Source organism: Rhodothermales bacterium (genome assembly GCA_041391505.1).
In the GTDB taxonomy this organism is placed as follows: domain Bacteria; phylum Bacteroidota; class Rhodothermia; order Rhodothermales; family JAHQVL01; genus JAWKNW01.
This window is the reverse complement of the sequence record JAWKNW010000006.1, coordinates 210,538-229,416: the sequence shown is the minus strand read 5'-3', so window position 1 is coordinate 229,416 and position 18,879 is coordinate 210,538. Positions and strand designations below refer to the sequence as shown.

The following is an 18,879-nucleotide window of genomic DNA, read 5'->3' as shown; positions in this document are numbered from 1 at the left end:
GTGATGTCGACAGGATCGTTCGAGAAGCGGGTGTTCGCGAGGTATGCCGTAAAACGGAATCCGGCGGACGGCGTTCCCTCGCTGCGCATAACTCGTGCCGGCGTGCGCGGAACGCGTAGCACGGTCGCACGTCTGAGTGCGTCCATCCCTCCATGCACCGCCATACCCGCATCCACCTTCATGCCCGTCACGCTCCGCCCCCGTCAGGAAAAACACGTTCTTAAAGGGTATCCGTGGATATTCTCGAATCAGATCGACGCCGTCGATGAAGCCGCCACGGGCGATATCGTCGACGTGCGCACGGCCGACGGACGGCCTCTCGGACAGGGATTTTATCATGCGAAGTCGCTCATCGCCGTGCGTCTGGTAACCACGGACGTCGCGACGCCGGTGGACGAGGCCTTTTTCGCCCGCCGGATCGACGCGGCCCTCGCCCTGCGCTCGTCGTTTTTCCACGACGCCACCCACTACCGCCTGATCTTTAGCGAAAGCGACGGCTTTCCCGGCACCATCGTGGATCGTTACGGCGACGTGCTCACGTGGAGCTGTCTCAGCTACGGGATGGAAAAGCAGCGCGACCTCGTGCTCGACCTGCTCGAGGAGCGCCTCAAGCCGGCGGCCATCGTCGAACGCAACGACACCTGGCTCCGCGGCAAGGACGGCCTGCCGGAATGCAAGGGGGTGATCCGGGGCGCGTACGAGGGCCCGATTCGCATCCGTGAAAACGGGATCGCGTTTGATGTCGACGTCACCGATGGCCCCAAGACCGGCTTCTTCATCGACCAGCGTCTGCACCGCGCCTTTGTAGGCCGGCTCGCACGGGGCCGCTCGGTGCTCGACGTATTCTGCGCCGACGGTGGATTCAGCCTGCATGCCGCCGCCGGCGGCGCCGCATCCGTGCTGGGGCTCGACACCTCCGAGAGCGCCCTCGCCCGGGCCGCGCACAACGCGCAGATGAACGACGTCTCCCACTGCATCGAATACAAGGCGTGCGACGCCCTGGACGAGCTGGATCTGCTCCGCGAACAGGGCCGAACGTTCGACCTGATCGTGCTGGATCCGCCGGCGTTCGCCAAGAGCCGCAAACACCTCGAGGCCGCCACCCGCGCCTACCAGCGGATCAACATCACGGCGATGCAGTTACTCAACCCGGGAGGCATCCTCGCCACCGCATCCTGCTCCCACGCGATCGACGAGAAAGACTTCCTGAAGATCGTCCGCTACAGCGCCATAAAAAGCGGCACGACGCTGCGCACCCTGCACCACGGATGCCAGCCCCCGGACCATCCCGTCCTCGACGCGATGCCCGAGACGAGCTACCTCAAGTTCGAGGTGGTGCAGAAGATGGAGGGCTGAAGGGCGCGGCGCTCGCCGACGCACCCCACGGAAAACACTGCGGAGAACCGCCAGGGCTAATGATGTTTGACGAACCAGACAGAGACTGGAGCAAGATGGTGCTCAAAGCCTGCGCCTGTGTCGTCAGGGATGGGCGTATTCTGGCATTCAAGCACCCCTACGCCGGCTACCAGCTCCCCAAGGGCAGTGTGGAGCTGCGGGAAACCGCCGCGCAGGCCGCGCTGCGCGAGCTCGAGGAGGAGTCGGGCATTGCCACCGGCCGGATTGTGGCCAAGATCGGCGAGCTCGACTGGGAGGTCTTCGCCGGCACCGCCACGTTCACCGAAAACCAGTGGCAGCGGTGGCATATCTACCTGATCGACCCCGGTAGCGACCTGCCTGAACGGTGGGCGCATCGGGCGGTGGGCAGCGTGGCCGAGGCCGGCCTGCTGTTCGAATACTTCTGGCACCCCCTCGAGGACGACGTCGACCGCTTCCATCCCGTCTACCGCCGCGTCATAGCGATGGTGATGGAGCGGATGGGATAAAGGGGTAATCGTCCAGAGCTCACCTGTGTCGTCACACGCGCAAAAGACCCGCCCCGGATGCGCTAAACCGCCATGGTCCGCCGGCGTCTCCCTTCCGATCTTGTGAGCTTACCGTTCAAATACCCCAACCGTGCCGCACAGCGATGGCCCGACCATGAAGAGGAAGGCGCACGACACCCCGTCCATACCCCGCCCCCCGGCCGCCCCGCGGTCTGCCGAAGTCCTGCGCCGGCCCGACGCCGTCGCCGCCCTGTCATCCTGGCTGTTGCAGCCCCGGCAATCGCCCACGGACCACGTGCGCGTCGTCGCCGGCCCCATCGGATCGGGTAAGACCCGCCTCGTCCGCGCATGCATCGAAGGCGCCGGCATCCGCTCCGCGTTCCGGGACGGCGTTTTCTGGGTTGATATGGGGCCCAAGCCGATGGACCTCCCGCACCAGCTCGCGCGAATCGGGGCCGGCGTCGGGGACGACCAATCGGAAGAATATGCCACGCGGGAGAGCGCGATGGAGCGCATCGTCACGGCCCTGAGCCGCAAATCCACCCTGCTGGTCTTCGACGATGTGTGGGATCTGCACCAGGCGCTCGAACTCAAGGCCCTCCGGCATCCCGGCCGGACCCTCCTGCTCACCCGCAATCCCCAGGTTGCGGAGGGGCTGCCCGACGCGACCCTCGGCTGCCCGCCGTTCACGCCCGACGAGGCCCTGGCGCTCATCGCGGGCCGCGCCGGCCAGTCGCATCCGCTGCACGAAGGCATCGTGGACCGGCTCCAGCGAAACCCCATGGGGCTCGCCATCGCCGGCGCGATCCTCCGCAAGGGCATGCGGCCCGGCGACTGGATCGCCACCTTCGACAGCCAGCCCGTCGACGATCCCGGCGACCTCGATGCGCGGCTCCGCGCCTGCGCGACCATCAACCTGATGTATGTGCCGGCCGAGCGGCGCGACCTGTTTTTCGCCCTCGGCCTCTTCCAGCCCCGCATCGCCCTCCCCGAAACCGCCATCGACCGCGCGTGGCGCGTCATCGATCCCTCCCTCACCTCGTACGACCGCCGCGTCGCCTTCGAGGACCTCGAGAGCTACGGCCTCATCGAACGCCGGGGCGATCCGCAGACCGTCGTCATCCAGGATGTGCTCGTGCAGCTGGCCCGCGACGTGCTCGACGAACGCCTCGTCGATCTCCATGGCCGATTTTTGGCCAGCTACATCCCCAAACGCCGGCCCTGGCACGACGTCCGCGACGACGGCTACATCTGCCGGTTTCTCGGCTACCATCTCGTCGAGGCCCGCCAGCACGATACGCTGCGCGACCTGCTGCTGGATTTCGACTGGATCCAGGCGGCCCTGCGGGCTACCGACATGGCCACCGTGCAGGACGACTATGCCCTGCTCCACGAGGACAAGACCCTGCGGCTCGTCCAGGAGGCCCTCTGGCTCTCGGCTCGCGCCCTGACGCGCGACGCCGGCCAGCTGCCGGCGCAGCTCATCGCCCGCCTGAACCGGTTCGACATCGTCGCTATCGAGCGTTTCGTCCACCAGATCCGGCAGCGGATTGACCGTCGCGCGCTCTGGCTCGAACCGCGCAAATCCAGCCTCACCACCCCCGGCAGCGCCCTGCTCGACACGTACCACGGCCATCTCGATGTGGTGCGCAGCGTCGCCGTGACGGTGGACGGCCGCTACGCCGTGTCGGGGTCCGAGGATGCGACCGTGAAGGTCTGGGACATTCATACCGGTCTGCTTCTGCGCACCCTGTACGGGCACGAAGCCGGCGTGCAGGCCGTGGCCGTCTCGCCCGACCAGCCGCTGGCCTATTCCGGCAGCGACGACGGCACCATCCGGATCTGGGATCTCGAATCCGGCGAGGAACGGCTGCAACTCATCCATCACGAAGGCCGCATCATGAGCCTGGCCGTCATGCCCGACGGCCGGCACGTCCTGTCCGCCGGCGAAGACGGCACCATCCGCGTCTGGGATGCCCGCTCCGGCATCCTGCGGGCCACCATCGACGCCGGCAAGCGGCAGATCTGGTCGATGGCCATCACCCCGGACGGCCGACGGCTCGTGACCGCCTCCGACGCCCGCACCGTGACGATCTGGGATCTCGCGCGCGGCGTCGTGGAGCGGACGCTGCCGGGGCATACGGACTGGGTCTGGGGCGTCGCCGTGACGCCGGACGGCTCGCACATCGTCTCCGCCTCGGAAGACCGCACCGTGATCGTCTGGGATTTCGCATCCGGCCACATCGTGCGGGTGCTGAAAGGGCACCAGGGCGCCGTCCGCTCCGTAGCCGTCGCCTCCGACGGGTCGACCCTCGTGACGGCGTCCGAGGACAAGTCGCTCATCGTGTGGGATCTGCGCACGGGCGCCATCGTGCGGACGTTCACCGGGCACGACGACTGGGTCTGGCACGTCGCCCTCGCGCCGGACGGGCACACCGCGTTTTCGGCGTCCGACGACCATGCCATCAAGCGCTGGAGCCTGTCGTCGCAGCATCGGCATCCGGACCAGGACACGCACGAGAAGAGCGTGCGCGCCATCCGGGTTTCGCCCGACTACCTGCACGCCATCTCCGTCTCCGACGACCAGACGATGCGGGTCTGGCGGCTCAGCGACGGCCAGCGCCTCGCCACATTCGAGGGGCATCGGGACTGGATCTGGGACGCCGCCTTCGCGCCGAGCGGCCGGCTGGCGGCGACCGCGTCGTTCGACACCACGATCCGCATCTGGAATCTGATGACTGAACGGGCCGACTTCGTGCTGGAGGGCCACACCGACTGGGTCTGGTCCGTTCAAATCACGCCGGACGGCTACCACCTCGTTTCCGCCTCGGAGGACGGCGCCCTGATCGTCTGGCGGATGGAGGACGGGCAGCGCGTGCATACCCTCGCCGGCCACGAGGGCGGCGTGACGGCGGTGCGCATCACGCAGGACAGCCGTTACATCGTTTCCGCGTCGGTCGACGCGACCGTGCGGGTCTGGTCGCTCGAAGACGGGCGGCTGCTCCACCTCCTGCGCGGCCACCGGGGCGCGGTGCGCGCGCTGCAGGTGTCCGACATCAGCCAGCGCATCGTGTCCGGCGCCGACGACGGCACCATACGGACCTGGAGCCTGCTCGCCGGCACCACCGAAATGGAGCTGCGTGGCCACACCCAGGCCATCCGGCACCTGCACGCCCTGTCCGTCGGCTTTCAGGTCCTGTCCGCCTCCGAAGACCGCACCATCCGGCTCTGGGACCTCACCAGCGGCGAGGAGGACTTCCGCTTCGCCGGCCACACGGATGAGATCCGCGACCTGGCCGTTTCGCCCGATGCGCGGTACCTCGTAAGCGTGTCTGACGATCATACGGCACGGATCTGGGATCTCGACGCGCGGGAGCTGGCCGGCTCCTACTATGCCGATTTCCCCCTCACGAGCTGCAAGTTTTCCAACGAGGGCCAGGTCCTCATCCTCGGTGACGCCGGGGGCGGCGTGCATCTGCTGGAGATTAGCGAATAAAGATTAACGATTAGCGATTAGCGATCAAGGATTAGCGAATGGTGATTGAGAATCAGGACCGTACGGCTCGTCGCCCCTTTGTCATCCCTCAGCAATCCTTGATCGCCAATCCTTATTCGCTAATCCTTATTCGCTAATCCTTCGCCGCATCCTTGCGGCGAAGGCGCCGTCGATGCCATGTCTCTGGGGCAGCGTCGCCAGGTGACCGAGGGGATTCACGAGCGCTTCGGGGACGAACGCGCCGGCGGATTCCAGGACAAACTGGTCGTGGCGTTTGAGAAAACGCTCGACCTGCTGCTCGTTTTCCTCGGGCGCGATGGTGCAGGTGCTGTAGACGAGGAGGCCGCCTGGCCGGACCATCTCGGCGGCCGCATCCAGGAGTGTCGCCTGATACGAAACGACGCGGGAAAGCTCTTCCTCAGTGCGTTTCCAGCGCAGATCGGCCCGTTTGGCCAGCACGCCCAGCCCCGTGCAGGGCGCGTCGAGCAGCACCCGATCCGCCGTCGCCCGCAGATCGGCATCCGGCTGCGCCGCATCCATGGCGCGGGTCTCGACGATCGAGATCCCCAGCGGCTTCATCCCCGTCTCGAGCCGGCTCAGCCGTTCGGGCTGCACGTCCGCCGCGACGATGCGGCCCTGGTTGCGCATCAGCGAGGCCGCGAAAAACGACTTGCCCCCGGGCGCGGCGCAGACATCCACCACGAGGTCGCCGGGTTGCGGATCCAGCAGATGAACGACGAGCATCGCGCTTTCGTCCTGCACCGTGCACAGCCCCTCGCTCAACACGCCGCCGCGGATGAGCGGCTGGAGCGCATCGACGCGGAGGCCCTCGGGCACATAAGGCGATGGCTCGACCCGGACGCCCAGCGCCTCGCAGCGGGCCAGCATCGTCGCGACATCCGTCTTGAGCGTGTTCACCCGCAGCGCATAAACCGGGCGCGTGTTATTCCATTCGAGAAGCGCGATCGTGCTTTTTCGCCCGTAGCGATCGAGCCACCGCCGCACCATCCAGGTCGGGTGGGAATAGCGGATGCCGAGGGCTTCGGCCGGGTCGTCCTCGATGGGTTCGGGCAGGCGATCCTGGTTGCGCTGGGCGTTGCGCAACACGGCGTTCACGAGGCCGCCGGCGCCGGGCCGGACGAGGGTTTTGGCCAGCTGCACCGCCTCGTTCAGCGCGGCGTGTTCGGGGGTGTGCAGGAACAGCAAATCGTAAAGGCCGACGCGAAGGACCTGCCGGAGCGTGGGCTCCATCGCCGAGAGGTCGCCCCTATAGTATTGTCCCAGCACAAAATCCAGCCAGCGACGCCAGCGGGTTACGCCCGCGACGTACTCGCGCACCTGACGGTGGTCGCGCGCGTCGATGCCGGCTTCGCCGACATCCGAGATGGAGGCGCCCTCCAGCTCGATCCGGTTCAGTTGACGGACGGCGCTGGCGCGGCTGGATGGTTGATTCAACGTGGTCAAGGGTGAGGTAACTACTACGTGACGGCCTAGCGGTATCCTTCCGCCTGGAGCCCGAACAGTTCGGCATAACGTCCTCCCAGCGCGAGCAATTGCTCGTGGGTGCCTTCCTCGATCAGCCGGCCGCGATCCAGGACCAGGATGCGGTCCGCCATGCGAACGGTCGAGAATCGGTGGGAGATCAACACCGCCATCTTGCCTTCGGTAAGCTGCGCAAACCGTTGGAAGACTTCGTATTCCGCCCGGGCGTCCAGCGCGGCCGTGGGTTCGTCGAGGATGACGAGGTCGGCATCTCTCATATAGGCGCGAGCCAGGGCGATTTTCTGCCATTCGCCGCCGGAGAGCTCCACGCCTTCCGAAAACCGGCGCCCCAGCATCTGGGCGTACCCGCCCGGCAACTTGTCGATGACGGGTCGCGCCATCCCCATTTCGGCGGAGCGCGCCACCCGTTCACTTTCGTCGCGCTGCTCGATTCTGCCGACGGCGATGTTCTCGCCGGCGGTCCAATCGTACCGCACAAAGTCCTGAAAGATCACCCCGATGCGTTGCCGGAGCGCTTCGATATCGTACGAGCGGAGGTCGTGACCGTCCAGCAGGATGCGGCCTTCGTCCGGGTCGTAGAGCCGGGCGAGGAGTTTGACGAGCGTCGTCTTGCCCGCGCCGTTTTCGCCGACGAGCGCCAGGATTTCGCCGGCATGCAGCGTAAAATCCAGCTCGCGGACCGCCCATACGTCCGTGCCCGGGTACCGGAAACCGACGTTCTCGAAGCGGAATCCCTCCACGATCGGCGCCGGCACGGCGCGCGGCGTTTCGGCTTCCACGATCAGCGGTTTGATCTCGAAAAACTCAAAGAGATCCTTGAGATACAGCGCGCGCTCGACGATGGAGGCAAAATTGAGCAACAACCCTTCGAGCAACCCGCGCAGCCGGGAAAAAGCCCCGGCGAGGAACGTGAGGTCGCCCACGGTGAACTGGCCGGCGACCGTGCGCCAGATGATGATGCCGTACGCCGCGTAGTATCCGAGGGTACCGACCACGGCAAGCAGGCCGCCCCAGCCGGCGCGGCGAACCGACAGCTCGCGATTGGCCCGGTAGTAGGCATCGGCGATGTCCTGAAACCGGGTCGACAGGTAATCGGCCAGCCCGAAGATCTTGACCTCCTTGGCGGTCTCGTTGCTTGCGCCGGCATAACGCAGGTAGTCGAGTTCGCGTCGCTCCTCCGTCCACCCGCGGATGAGGCTGTAGCTCCGCGCATTGAAGTGCGCCTCGCCCAGAAACGCCGGCACCAGCGCGACGAGCAGGAGCAGGATGAGCCAGGGCGCCATCGCTACGAGGCCGGCGGCCAGAAACAGGATGGTCAACATGTTCTGGAGCTGCGTGAAGACCTGACTCATCAGGACATGCCGGCCAAAGGATTGCTGGCGTGCGCGTTCGAGCTTGTCATAGAAGGTCGACTCCTCGAAGTGGATGAGGTCGAGCTGCGCGGCATGGCGCATCAGCCGCACCGAGATATCGTTCGTAAACAGGTCCCCGAGCAAGCCGTCCATCAACGCGATGCCACGTCCGATCAGGTCGGACACGACGACCAGCGCCAGTTCGAGCCCCAGGTAATACCAAATGCGGCTCATGTCGCCCCCGCCGGCGTTTACCAGGCGGATCGTCTCGTCGATAATCAGCTTCCCCAGGTACAGCGTGGCCAGGGGAATGGCGGAGCGGACGATGCGCAGGGCCATGTTGCCCAGCATGAGCCGGGGGCCGGCCTGCCAGAGCAATCTGAAAAACGGAGGGACGTAGGTCAGCGCCGCGAAGCGCTCCTTGAGACCCATCTCCTCGTAGGAGCGCTCGTTCGGGTTTTTGCGGGGTCCATGAGGAGCCTTTCGCGCGCCGGAGGCTGCTTTTAGCATGCGGGGGAACGTCTGCGCGGTATCGTGTTGCGCGGCAAGGATTAAGGAGTCAGCAGCACACGCCGGCCCGTAGCCGCCGAGACGCGCGCGGCATCGAGGATTTCCGTGACGGTGAGGTTATTCTCCAGCGAGGAGAGGTCGTGCGGCGCCACGCGGATCTCGCCGCGCACGACGGCCGCCAGATAGCTCAGCGGGTGGTTGAACGGGGCCTTCAGGCCGGCGCCCCGGGCGAGCTGTTCTTCCTCGCCGGGCAGCCGGACGCGAAGCCGGTCGGCATCGAGCGCGATGGCGTAGCCCGTTTCGGCGTAGACCTCCATGTCCTTCCGGCCGAATGGCCAGTTCCAGGACGCCTGGATGATGCCCGTGGCATCCGGGTACTCGACCAGGATATTGGCTTCGTCGTCGACCCGCGCGTACCCCGGGTCGTCCGTTTTGAGGTGTTGGAGGACGGCGGTGACCGCAATCGGGCGTTCGCCCTTGCGCAGCCAGGTCATCAGGTTGGCGCCGTAGCACCCGAAGTCGGTCAACGCCCCGCCGCCGTTCAGCTCGGGATCGGTCAGCCAGTCGAAAAATTCCCGCTCCACCCCGATCTCTCGCGGCCCTTCGTGCCCGTCGTGCACGACGATTTTGCGGACCTCGCCCATCGCGCCTTCGTCGATCACGCGCCGGTACACAAACTGGTTGCTCGCGTACCAGGTCGTCTCGTAGTTGACGAGGACATGGATGCCGGCGGCATACGCGGCATCGCGTATCGCCTGGGCGTGCTCCATCGACACGGCGAGCGGCTTTTCCATCATGGCATGGATGCCTCGGGCCGCCGCCATCTCCACGACGCGCCGGTGATCGAACGTGTTGGTGAAGATCGTAATCGCTTCGGGCCGAACGACATCCAGCATGGTAGCGAGGTCCGTATAACGCATCGATTCCGGCACATCGAAGCGGGCGCCGCGCTCGGCGAGCAGGCGCGGATCCGGGTCGTACACGCCGACCAGTTCGATATCGGAACGTTGCATGGCGTCCCGCAAAAAGCCGTTCACATGTCCGTGGACCAGCCCCACGATGGCGATGCGCAGCGGCGCGGGGGATTCGGGGCGATTGCCGGAGAGTGCCATGAGGGCGGGCAGAACCAGGAATAGAGCCAGCCGGCGCAGCCGGCCGGCGGACGCGAGGCGCTTCATACGGGTGTGGGAAAGGGTGTCCAGATGATGGCGAACAGTCTACGGAAATTCCCGCCAGCATGCCACACGCGACGCATCGCGCCGGCGAAAGGAAACACATGCCCGCCGCCTCGACATCATTTTATTGCCCCATATATCATAATTTCTTTTATTTTTTTAGGTTATCGAACCCGTTTTATGCATATCATGCAAAACCCCACCCCTTTTGCCCGATTGAGGATCCAGCCGGATGTCGCTACTATCAAGTTATGCCCTCACCAGCGCGCATGACGAGATGTTCATGGAGGGCCTCGTCCCGCGCCCGCACTACGAGACACTGCATCGCCGGCTCCAGGAGCTGTCCGCCGACGAGCTGATCCAGCGCCAGCACGCGGCCGACATGGCCTTCCTGCAGCGCGGCATTACCTTCACCGTCTACGGTCACGATGAGGGGACCGAAAAGATCTTCCCGTACGACATCCTGCCGCGCATCCTCAGCCGGCAGGAATGGGAGCACCTGGAAGCCGGTCTCTCGCAACGCATTACGGCCCTCAACCTTTTTCTGAAGGATATCTACCACGAGGGGCATATCCTCCGCGACGGCGTCGTTCCCCGACAGCTCGTGTACAGCTGCAAGCACTACCGCCGGGAGATGCGGGGCGTCCGGATCCCAAAAGACATCTACGTGTCGATCGCCGGCATCGACCTGGTTCGGCTCCCCGACGGCACGTTCGCGGTCCTGGAGGACAACCTGCGGGTGCCGAGCGGTGTGTCCTACATGCTCAACAACCGCCAGGTGATGCGCAATGTCTTCCCCAAGCTCTTCCAGCACTATCAGATCCGGACGGTAGACCACTACCCCAACGCGCTGCTCAACACACTGCAGGAACTGGGCGCCGGAGTCCGCGAGCAGACGGTCGTGTTGCTAACCCCCGGGGTCTTCAATTCCGCCTACTTCGAGCACGCTTTCCTTGCGAGGCAGATGGGCATTGAGCTGGTCGAAGGACGCGACCTCCTCGTGCACAACAACGTGGTCTATACCCGCACGACCGCCGGCCTGAAACGCGTCGACGTCATCTACCGGCGCATCGACGACGACTTCCTCGACCCGATCCCGTTCCGGTCGGACTCGACGCTGGGCGTACCCGGGTTGTTCAACGCCTACCGCGCCGGCAACGTCATCCTCGCGAACGCGATCGGCACCGGCGTGGCGGACGACAAGGCGATGTATGCCTATGTGCCGGCGATCATCGAGTATTATCTCCAGCAGGAGCCGATTCTGGCCAATGTGCAAACGTACCTGCTGGAGAACGCCTCCGATCGGAGCTTCGTCCTGGAAAACCTGCAGCACCTCGTCGTCAAATCGGTCGACGAGTCGGGCGGCTATGGGATGCTGATCGGGCCGCACAGCACGGCCTCAGAGCGAGAAACGTTTCGGCTCGCCATCCAGCAATCGCCGCGGAAGTACATCGCCCAGCCCACCCTCGCGCTTTCGGCAGCCCCCTGTTTCATAGGCGAGCGGGTCGTGCCGCGACACGTCGACCTCCGTCCGTACGTGCTGTTCGGCTCCAGCGTCCGCATCGTGCCGGGCGGCCTCACGCGGGTGGCGCTGAAGGAAGGTTCGCTGGTGGTGAACTCTTCGCAGGGCGGCGGGAGCAAGGACACCTGGGTCATCGACTGAGAGAAAACGCATGCTTTCACGAGTCGCGGATAGTCTATACTGGATGAGCCGGTACCTCGAACGGGCCGAGCATACGGCGCGCGTGCTGAACGTCAACCTGCACGGCCTACTCGATCAAAAGGACGATGTCGTACAGCAGCGCTGGCGCAGGGTGGCCCGCAGCCTGTATATGCCGGCGGTGCCGGACACGGGCTTCGAGCCCTACCTCGTCGCCGCCTCGCTCACGTTTGACGCGCGGGTCCCCGGGTCGATCGTCAACAGCATCGTATCCGCCCGCCAGAATGCGCGGGAGATTCGCGAGCAGATCAGCACGGAGATGTGGGAGCAGATCAACAGGATGTTCCTGCACGTACAGCACGCCCAGCGGCTGGGCATCTGGGATACCGACGCGCATGCCTTCTTCCAGGCCGTCCGGGACGGCTCGCACCTGTTCCAGGGCATGTCGGACACGACCCTCAGCCACGACGAAGGGTGGCTGTTCATCCAGCTCGGGCGGTACATCGAGCGCGTGCAATCCATCGTGCGCTTGCTGGGCGTCCATTTCGACGACCCTGCCGTGCCGGAAGACGGATCGTTTGCAATCGAGGACTACATGGAGTGGGTCGGCCTGTTAAAGTCCTGCACGGCGTTCGAGGCCTACTGCCGGCTCCACACGGCCAACATCCAGCCCGATCGGGCCATGGGCTTTCTGCTGCTCCATCCCTCTTTCCCGCATTCCGTCCATTTCGGCATCCGGATGATTCTCAGCGCCCTCGAAGCGCTCTCCGAATCGATCCCGCTGATGAAGCAGAGTGAGGCGTACCGACAGGCCGGCAAGCTGGCATCCAGCCTGCAATTCGACCCGATCGGTGACATCCTCGCCGGCGACGTCCAGGGCTATCTGGAGGAAATCCACCACCGCTGCCTCCAGATCCACGACAGTGTCTTCGAAACCTGCATCACGTACCCGCTCAACTACAACCTCGCCTACTAGCATGCAGTATGTCATCCGCCACATCACCCGGTTTTCGTACGAGTCCCCCATTCGCGAAAGCCGCATGGAAGTACGCATGTGCCCGCGAACCGAGTCCGAGCAGCAGTGTTATTCATTCGACCTCGACATCACGCCCCATGCCCAGGTGCACAGCTACCAGGACTACATGGGCAACACGATCCACCACTTCGATATTCCGGATGTACACGATGAACTGACCCTGACCTCACGCGCGCTGGTGGAAGTGCGCCCGAAAGACGACCTGCCGGAGGCCGTCGGGATGGAGGCCTGGGAGGCCATCGAAGCCATCATGGCCGGCGATGCGCATCTGGAGATGGTGCTGCCCAGCGCATATGCCCGTCCGACGCAGCTGCTGCACGCCTTCATCGCAGAGCACGACATCGCACGGACGAGCGATCCGCTCACCCTGCTTCGCCGGCTCAACGGACTCATCTACGAGCAGTTCGACTACAGCCCCCAGAGCACGCACGCCCATTCGCCCATCGACGACGCGTTAAAGATGCGGAGCGGGGTCTGCCAGGATTTCGCCCATATCTTTATTTCCCTGGCCCGGCATCTGTTCATTCCCTGCCGCTACGTCAGCGGCTACCTCTTTCATCGCCCCAACACCGACCAGGAGCACAACCGGTCGGCTGAAGACGGCTCGCACGCGTGGGTGGAGGCCTACATCCCCGGCCTCGACTGGGTCGGGTTCGATCCCACCAACAACACCCTCGCCGACGACCGGCATATTCGGGTGGCCATCGGGCGCGACTATGTCGATGTGCCGCCGACGCGGGGCGTGTACAAGGGGTCGGCCCGGAGCACGCTGCACGTGGGCGTTTCCGTGGCGCGGGCCCGATTCCCCGTGCGCGAGGCGGCGATGCCCCAGCTGGCGCTCGTGGTGCAGCCCGGCGATCTCAACGGCGTCGAAATGACGCCGGCGGAAAGACTCCAACAGCAGCAGCAACAGCAATAAACGCGATTACTCGAGCATCACCGTCCGCACGCGCTCGATCGTTTTGCCGCTCTCAAGATCCGTCACATGCAAGGCCAGCACATACACACCGGGCGGCTGGTTACTGGCATCCATGATGAAGTATTGCCCGTCGTCCGCCGTGGAGCCCACGCCCTCGAAGCGCACCGCCACGCCCTCGCCGCCGCCGCCCCGTCGAAACGCGCGCCGAAACACCTGATTGAGCCGGCCGGCATCTTTCCGGGCGATCAAGAGCGCCTCGACCTGATACCGCGTGCTGCCTTCCGCTGACGCCTTCAGGTTGTACATCTCGAAATAGATGTATAACGGCTGCTCGACGCCGAATACGCCCCAGGGCGCCGGATAAATGCGATACCCCCGTCGCTCGAAATAGGATGCGCCGATATGCTCCGTCTCGGCCTCTTCCGCGAGGTACGCAAGCTGGATATCGGAGACGCCGAAATCGCTCGACGTGAAATCGGGAATCGTGATATCCGAGCGCTCAAACCCCAGCGCGCCCTGCGTTTTGGATTCAAACTCCACCGCGAGCGTGTGCTCGCCGGCCGGCGCATCGAGGCCCATGGCGCCGATCCAGATGGTGGCGTCGTTGAAGACATGCGCCTCCGCGCCGGGCACCTCATCGATGTGGAGCCGCTTTTCGGATACCGGTCCCTCCTCGCCGGCCAGCAGGAAGGCGCCGGCCTCGACATCAAGCTTGAGGGCACTCTGGCGCGGACCCACCGAAAGCGGGATGCCATAGGCCACATAGAGGTCGGACCCGCCGCCTTCGCGCTTGAAGGCGCTGGCCAGATGCGGGAAGAACACCTTGCGGCCGGCCGGCTCGTAGGCATAGGCCTCCGGCGTTTCCCGGATGGTATTGCGCGTCTTGATGACGTAATCGAAATCCGCCGCGGTCGAACGTACCGTATTGAACGCTTCCGAGCAGGGCGTATAGAGCGTGAACTCGTTCAGGGGGGGGATGATGACATTTTGGGCATCCCCGAAATTGCCGGCATTGCCGAAGACAAACCGGTAGTCTGGATACTCGAAGATGTGGAAATTGCTGATGCTGCTCAGATTGCCCGACGTCATCCGGCCGCTGCAGCCTGCAATCTGGTTGCTCATGTAGTACATGGCCGTGGGCGGTCCGTAGCGTACGTAGACCTTGCCACGGTCGGAATCCCATCCGCGCAACGACAGCTTCTCCTCGCCGAAATGCATGTCGGCAAAGACGAGCCGGGCATAATGCTCGATTTCGCGTTCATTCGAGGGAGTGAGGTACCGCGGATCCCGGCGCGACCAGAACCGCTCGGTGCTGAAGGCCGGATCCGCCGCGGCGAGCGCCTCGCCGGCGTCGTTCATGACCCGATGCACATCGTCGAACACGGCGCGCTCGTCCGCCGGCATGAGCCGGAGCGCCTCGTGAAAGGCCTGTTCGGCTTCTTCCGTCTGCCCGAGCTGATGCGTCGCGTATCCGAGATACAGCCACGCGTGGTAGTCGTCCGGATATTCCTGTCGCATGGTGGAAGCCCAGTACTTCATGCCATGCGCGTCGCCGTCGCCGGACAACAGGGCCATGAGTGGCGCATAGGCTTCGAGATAGGACGGGTCCCGCTCGAGGACGCCAAGCAGCCGCTCGTTCGCCTCCGCAAAGGCGGAGTCCGCCCGGATCCCTAGGTCCTGTACGACATACCCGCGCTGACGCATCTCCTCGATGTCGAACGGGTTTTGCGTGGCCGGCGGCTCGGGCGCATCCGGGATGTCCTTGTCGTCCACCACGAGCCGGTGCTGGATTTCCCGGTTGGTTTCCAGCGGCGACTCGAAGGGCGTCAGTTCCGGCAGGCGTATCCGGTTGCGGTGATGCTGGTAGACGAGGGTGCGCTCGGCCCCGATGGCCGTGTTGGCGTACGCATTGTCCGGATCGATGCGCAGCATATCGCGCAGCATATCGCGTTCACGGGCCTTCTGGATGATCCGAAACGCACGCGACCCGATGCGGTGCTGCCATTCGCGGTAGAGCAGGTTGGTCTAGTCGCGATCGATGGCGCGGTTGATGGAGCGCGTGGCATCGGGTTCGTTGCCCTGCACGGCATACGCGCGCGCCAGGTAATAATACGCGTTCGCCGCTCCCGGGCTTTGTTCGACAAACGCCGTCAGGTGTTCGATGGCCTCGTCGAAGCGACCGGCATCGAAGGCCGCCTTGCCCTCCAGGAAGTGCAGGGAGTCGGCGGGGGACTGCGCCGTGGCCGGCGCGATGTTCCACGCCGCGCCGGCCACGGCCAGCAGGAGAATGACCAGAATACGTCGTGTCGCGCTCGTAGCGGGCATGGTGGCGTCCGGCGGTGAAGGGGCTTTGCGGGGAAGCTTAGCAAGGGAGCTCCGCAGCGGAGCTTTGCAGTGGAGTCGATCCCGTCGGCGGGTCCATCCGACCGGAGCGATCCATCCCTGTAAACGCGACCGTTTCACCGCGGGTCCGACGTCACGCGAGAATGCCCTGCCCTCCTAGCGCATGAAATGCACCACATGCGTGACGACGCCCAGCACCTCGAAGCGCATCTCCTCGATAATGTCGATCGGCGGGTACTCCGGATTTGCGGACACCAGCCGCACCTTGCCGTTGCGGTATTCGATGCGCTTGACCGTGAGTTCGCCCTGCACGGCGGCGACGACAAAGTCGTTATTCCGATGCCGCACCGAGCGGTCGACGACCAGCAAATCGCCATCGATGATGCCGGCCTGAACCAGCGAATGGCCCTGCACCCGCACCAGAAAGGTAAAGGCGGGTTTGGCGATCAGGTCGTTCAAACACATCGGCGGCTCGAGCACGCTGCCGGACTCCCGGCTGGCCGGATGGCTGGTGGCGCGTCCCTGGGGGCGGCGTGGGGCGATGTTCTGCACTGCTATGGCCATAGTCGATCGGAGCATATAGGTTAATGGGACGAGCTATCGGGGAGCTGTCACCATTATACATATATCACACATGTGTTTGCAAGATGTATGTGTGATCCGATCGTAAATTTTTTTGAGGCCGTCGGCGCGCCGCTCAGGCGCTCCGGTCGAGCAAGGGATCGAGCGATGCCACGCGCCCGAAAAGCCGGCGGTAGGCCGCGCTCTCTTCGAGCAGCATGGAGAGCGTCTCCAGCCCCGCCGGAGCCGTCCGCCGGCCGGCCTCCAGCAACACGTCCCGATCGGCGAACCGGACCTGAACGCCGAGTTCACCCAGCGTTTCCAACCCCACCCGCACCGCCAGTTCGGTCGACGCCATCGCGGCGGCCAGGCGCTCGATGTCCGTGCGCCCGCCCAGCTCGGTCAGTGCGTATTTGACGACGCCGGCGAGCCGCCGGCGGAAAGCCGCCACGGTATCCAGCCCCGGATCCGCTGCAAAGGCATAGACGGTCCGCGGCTGCACGCGGGCCAGCAGATCGTCCACGACCCGCTGGTGCGGCGGACAGGTCCAGATCACCAGCACCTCCGCCGGCTCCGCCTCATGGCGCCCTTTCATCGCGTCGCAAGCCGGCCCGACCTCGCCCCAGACCAGCGCATCCGGATGTCGGTCCAGCACCCCCTGCAAGGCGGCCGCGGGATCGGCTTGCTGTCTGTGATCGACGATATCGATGCGTTCCACCGCCGGCCGATGCGCGTCGCCGCCGGCCTCGCGGTATTCTTGCCACGTCAACGACAGCGACGGCTCTCCTCGAAAATAACCGACGCGGGCGCGCAGCACCAGGTCGATCGCCTCAGTCGGCGCCGGCTCCGTCGTGCTGTTCCACCAGAGCACCTCGCCTTCCGCGCCCCGCCGGTCCCGGAGCGTAACCTTCCGATGCCGCTTCGTCTTGCCGATCTCGCGAACGCCAACCGGGTCCAGCCCCGTACAGAGGATGTGGACCGGCGGATTGCCCGGTCCGAACGGCGCGGCGGCGTTGATCTCATCCGCAAAGTCGGGCGTGAGTTCGTTGAAATCGACCTTGAGCGCGATCTCCAACACGGGATCCGGGGGCGCGCCGTCGCGCTGTCTGGACAACGCCGTCGACACGCCGACGCGAAACCGGTCGATCTGATCGGCATCGATCGCGAGGCCGGCCGCCATCGGGTGGCCGCCGAATCCGTGCAAGAGGTGCGCCTGCGTGGCGATGGCCTCGGTCACGTTGTAGCCGTCGACGGATCGCGCCGAGCCGCGGGCCGGCTCGCCCTCCGGGCTCGCGAGCAGGATGACCGGCTTACCGTAGTCTTCAACCAGGCGGCTGGCCACGATCCCGATCACCCCCTGGTGCCACCACGGATGAGCCAGTACGAGGGCGGCGAACTGCGCGAGCGTGGCGTCTTTTTCGATCTGTTCGCACGCGGCGCCATAGACCTGATCGGTGAGCAGCCGGCGTTGCTCGTTCAGCCGGTCGAGCTCTTCGGCAATCTCGTTGGCGAGGCCGGCATCCCGTGTGGTGAGCAGCGGGACCGCCACGTTGGCATCCGCCAGACGGCCCACGGCGTTGAGACGCGGGCCGATCCCGAATCCGATATCTTCTTCGTTCAGCACCGCCGGCTGGATGCCGGCGCGCTCCATGATGGCGCGAAGCCCGACACGTTCGGTCCGCCGAAGCACCTCCAGCCCTCGCTGCAGCAGGTAACGCGCATCGCCCGTCAGGGTCGCCAGGTCGGCGACGATACCAAGCGCCACGAGGTCGAGAAACGCCTCCACCTCGCCCACGCGGCCAGCCCGGGCATACAGCGACTCGACCACCTTGTACACGACGCCCACCCCGGGCAGGGTCGACAGCGGATGTTCGGGGGGCAGAAACTTAGGGTTGACCAGCGCGATCGCCTCGGGCAATGTTTCGGGCAGATCGTGGTGATCGGTCACCACCACATCCACGCCGGCCGCATTCGCCAACTCCACGGCGTCGGCCGCCGCGATGCCGGTATCGCACGTCACCAGCAGGTCGATGCCGTCGTCCAGATAGGTCTGCAGCACGTCGGGGCGCACCCCGTGCGACTCGCGGGCGCGTATGGGGATGTGGTAATCGACGCGGGCCCCGAGCCCCTCCAGCGCGGACACAAACAGGGCGGTCGACGTCTGCCCGTCCACATCGAAATCGCCCCAGACAAGGATGCGCTGTCCCGTGCGAATCGCGGCCTCGATCCGTGCCACGCCGGCGACGAGTCCGGGCATCGCCTCGGGTGGAGCCGGCGTGTAGGCGCCCGGATCGAGAAACGCGCGCACCCTGTCCGGATCCACCAGTCCGCGTTGCATCAGGATGCGCGCCAGCCGCGCCCTTCCGCCCGCGGCGTCCAGCAGCGCCGGCGGAATGGGGGTATGTTGCGGAAGCAGACGCCAGGTGCGCATGGCTCGTCGA

13 protein-coding genes are annotated in these 18,879 nt (G+C 65.3%); 6 read left to right on the top strand and 7 right to left on the bottom strand.

Going from position 1 to position 18,879, the window contains the following annotated elements; genetic code table 11:
• The first annotated feature begins 180 nt into the window (after positions 1-180).
• From R2834_08720 to R2834_08710, 3 genes are all read left to right on the top strand, one after another.
• Entirely contained in the window at positions 181-1,356 is a 1,176-nt protein-coding gene (locus R2834_08720; protein ID MEZ4700399.1) for a class I SAM-dependent rRNA methyltransferase, read from the top strand.
• Positions 1,357-1,418: 62 nt separating this feature from the next.
• Complete coding sequence (locus R2834_08715; protein MEZ4700398.1) at positions 1,419-1,883, top strand: NUDIX domain-containing protein; 465 nt, start codon at positions 1,419-1,421, stop codon at positions 1,881-1,883.
• 154 nt (positions 1,884-2,037) lie between these two features.
• Positions 2,038-5,379, top strand: a complete 3,342-nt coding sequence (locus R2834_08710) for an NB-ARC domain-containing protein (GenBank protein ID MEZ4700397.1) — start codon at positions 2,038-2,040, stop codon at positions 5,377-5,379.
• 126 nt (positions 5,380-5,505) lie between these two features.
• Here the strand turns inward: R2834_08710 and rsmB are convergent, their stop codons facing one another.
• Genes rsmB through R2834_08695 form a run of 3 tightly spaced genes read right to left on the bottom strand, consistent with a single transcriptional unit; the run spans position 5,506 to position 9,922 of the window.
• Positions 5,506-6,834: a 16S rRNA (cytosine(967)-C(5))-methyltransferase RsmB gene (rsmB, locus tag R2834_08705; protein ID MEZ4700396.1), complete on the bottom strand. Its 1,329-nt coding sequence runs from the start codon at positions 6,832-6,834 to the stop codon at positions 5,506-5,508.
• A gap of 35 nt (positions 6,835-6,869) precedes the next feature.
• Positions 6,870-8,744 carry an ABC transporter ATP-binding protein gene (locus R2834_08700; protein MEZ4700395.1) on the bottom strand — a complete coding sequence of 625 codons (1,875 nt, stop codon included), beginning with the start codon at positions 8,742-8,744 and terminating at the stop codon, positions 6,870-6,872.
• A gap of 41 nt (positions 8,745-8,785) precedes the next feature.
• Positions 8,786-9,922: a Gfo/Idh/MocA family oxidoreductase gene (locus tag R2834_08695; GenBank protein ID MEZ4700394.1), complete on the bottom strand. Its 1,137-nt coding sequence runs from the start codon at positions 9,920-9,922 to the stop codon at positions 8,786-8,788.
• A gap of 229 nt (positions 9,923-10,151) precedes the next feature.
• On the opposite strand from R2834_08695, the gene R2834_08690 reads away from it, so the two are divergent.
• Genes R2834_08690 through R2834_08680 form a run of 3 tightly spaced genes read left to right on the top strand, consistent with a single transcriptional unit; the run spans position 10,152 to position 13,534 of the window.
• Positions 10,152-11,582: a circularly permuted type 2 ATP-grasp protein gene (locus tag R2834_08690; GenBank protein ID MEZ4700393.1), complete on the top strand. Its 1,431-nt coding sequence runs from the start codon at positions 10,152-10,154 to the stop codon at positions 11,580-11,582.
• A 10-nt stretch (positions 11,583-11,592) separates the two neighbouring features.
• Positions 11,593-12,555 carry an alpha-E domain-containing protein gene (locus R2834_08685; protein MEZ4700392.1) on the top strand — a complete coding sequence of 321 codons (963 nt, stop codon included), beginning with the start codon at positions 11,593-11,595 and terminating at the stop codon, positions 12,553-12,555.
• 1 nt (position 12,556) lies between these two features.
• Positions 12,557-13,534: a transglutaminase family protein gene (locus tag R2834_08680; protein ID MEZ4700391.1), complete on the top strand. Its 978-nt coding sequence runs from the start codon at positions 12,557-12,559 to the stop codon at positions 13,532-13,534.
• A gap of 6 nt (positions 13,535-13,540) precedes the next feature.
• On the opposite strand, the gene R2834_08675 is transcribed toward R2834_08680, so the two are convergent.
• The 4 genes from R2834_08675 to recJ all read right to left on the bottom strand — a co-directional run bounded on the left by R2834_08675 (position 13,541) and on the right by recJ (position 18,869).
• Entirely contained in the window at positions 13,541-15,478 is a 1,938-nt protein-coding gene (locus R2834_08675; protein MEZ4700390.1) for a GWxTD domain-containing protein, read from the bottom strand.
• 81 nt (positions 15,479-15,559) lie between these two features.
• Complete coding sequence (locus tag R2834_08670; protein MEZ4700389.1) at positions 15,560-15,859, bottom strand: tetratricopeptide repeat protein; 300 nt, start codon at positions 15,857-15,859, stop codon at positions 15,560-15,562.
• Between the two features lie 174 nt (positions 15,860-16,033).
• Positions 16,034-16,456, bottom strand: a complete 423-nt coding sequence (locus R2834_08665; GenBank protein ID MEZ4700388.1) for a S24 family peptidase — start codon at positions 16,454-16,456, stop codon at positions 16,034-16,036.
• Between the two features lie 118 nt (positions 16,457-16,574).
• Complete coding sequence (recJ, locus tag R2834_08660; protein MEZ4700387.1) at positions 16,575-18,869, bottom strand: single-stranded-DNA-specific exonuclease RecJ; 2,295 nt, start codon at positions 18,867-18,869, stop codon at positions 16,575-16,577.
• Positions 18,870-18,879 lie beyond the last annotated feature (10 nt).

Coding starts and splice junctions, on each gene's coding strand:
- R2834_08720 (MEZ4700399.1), top strand. CDS start 181: ATGCCCGTCACGCTCCGCCCCCGTCAGGAAAAACACGTTCTTAAAGGG.
- R2834_08715 (MEZ4700398.1), top strand. CDS start 1,419: ATGTTTGACGAACCAGACAGAGACTGGAGCAAGATGGTGCTCAAAGCC.
- R2834_08710 (MEZ4700397.1), top strand. CDS start 2,038: ATGAAGAGGAAGGCGCACGACACCCCGTCCATACCCCGCCCCCCGGCC.
- R2834_08700 (MEZ4700395.1), bottom strand. CDS start 8,744: ATGCTAAAAGCAGCCTCCGGCGCGCGAAAGGCTCCTCATGGACCCCGC.
- R2834_08695 (MEZ4700394.1), bottom strand. CDS start 9,922: ATGAAGCGCCTCGCGTCCGCCGGCCGGCTGCGCCGGCTGGCTCTATTC.
- R2834_08690 (MEZ4700393.1), top strand. CDS start 10,152: ATGTCGCTACTATCAAGTTATGCCCTCACCAGCGCGCATGACGAGATG.
- R2834_08685 (MEZ4700392.1), top strand. CDS start 11,593: ATGCTTTCACGAGTCGCGGATAGTCTATACTGGATGAGCCGGTACCTC.
- R2834_08680 (MEZ4700391.1), top strand. CDS start 12,557: ATGCAGTATGTCATCCGCCACATCACCCGGTTTTCGTACGAGTCCCCC.
- R2834_08675 (MEZ4700390.1), bottom strand. CDS start 15,478: ATGCTGCGCGATATGCTGCGCATCGATCCGGACAATGCGTACGCCAAC.
- R2834_08670 (MEZ4700389.1), bottom strand. CDS start 15,859: ATGCCCGCTACGAGCGCGACACGACGTATTCTGGTCATTCTCCTGCTG.
- R2834_08665 (MEZ4700388.1), bottom strand. CDS start 16,456: ATGCTCCGATCGACTATGGCCATAGCAGTGCAGAACATCGCCCCACGC.
- recJ (MEZ4700387.1), bottom strand. CDS start 18,869: ATGCGCACCTGGCGTCTGCTTCCGCAACATACCCCCATTCCGCCGGCG.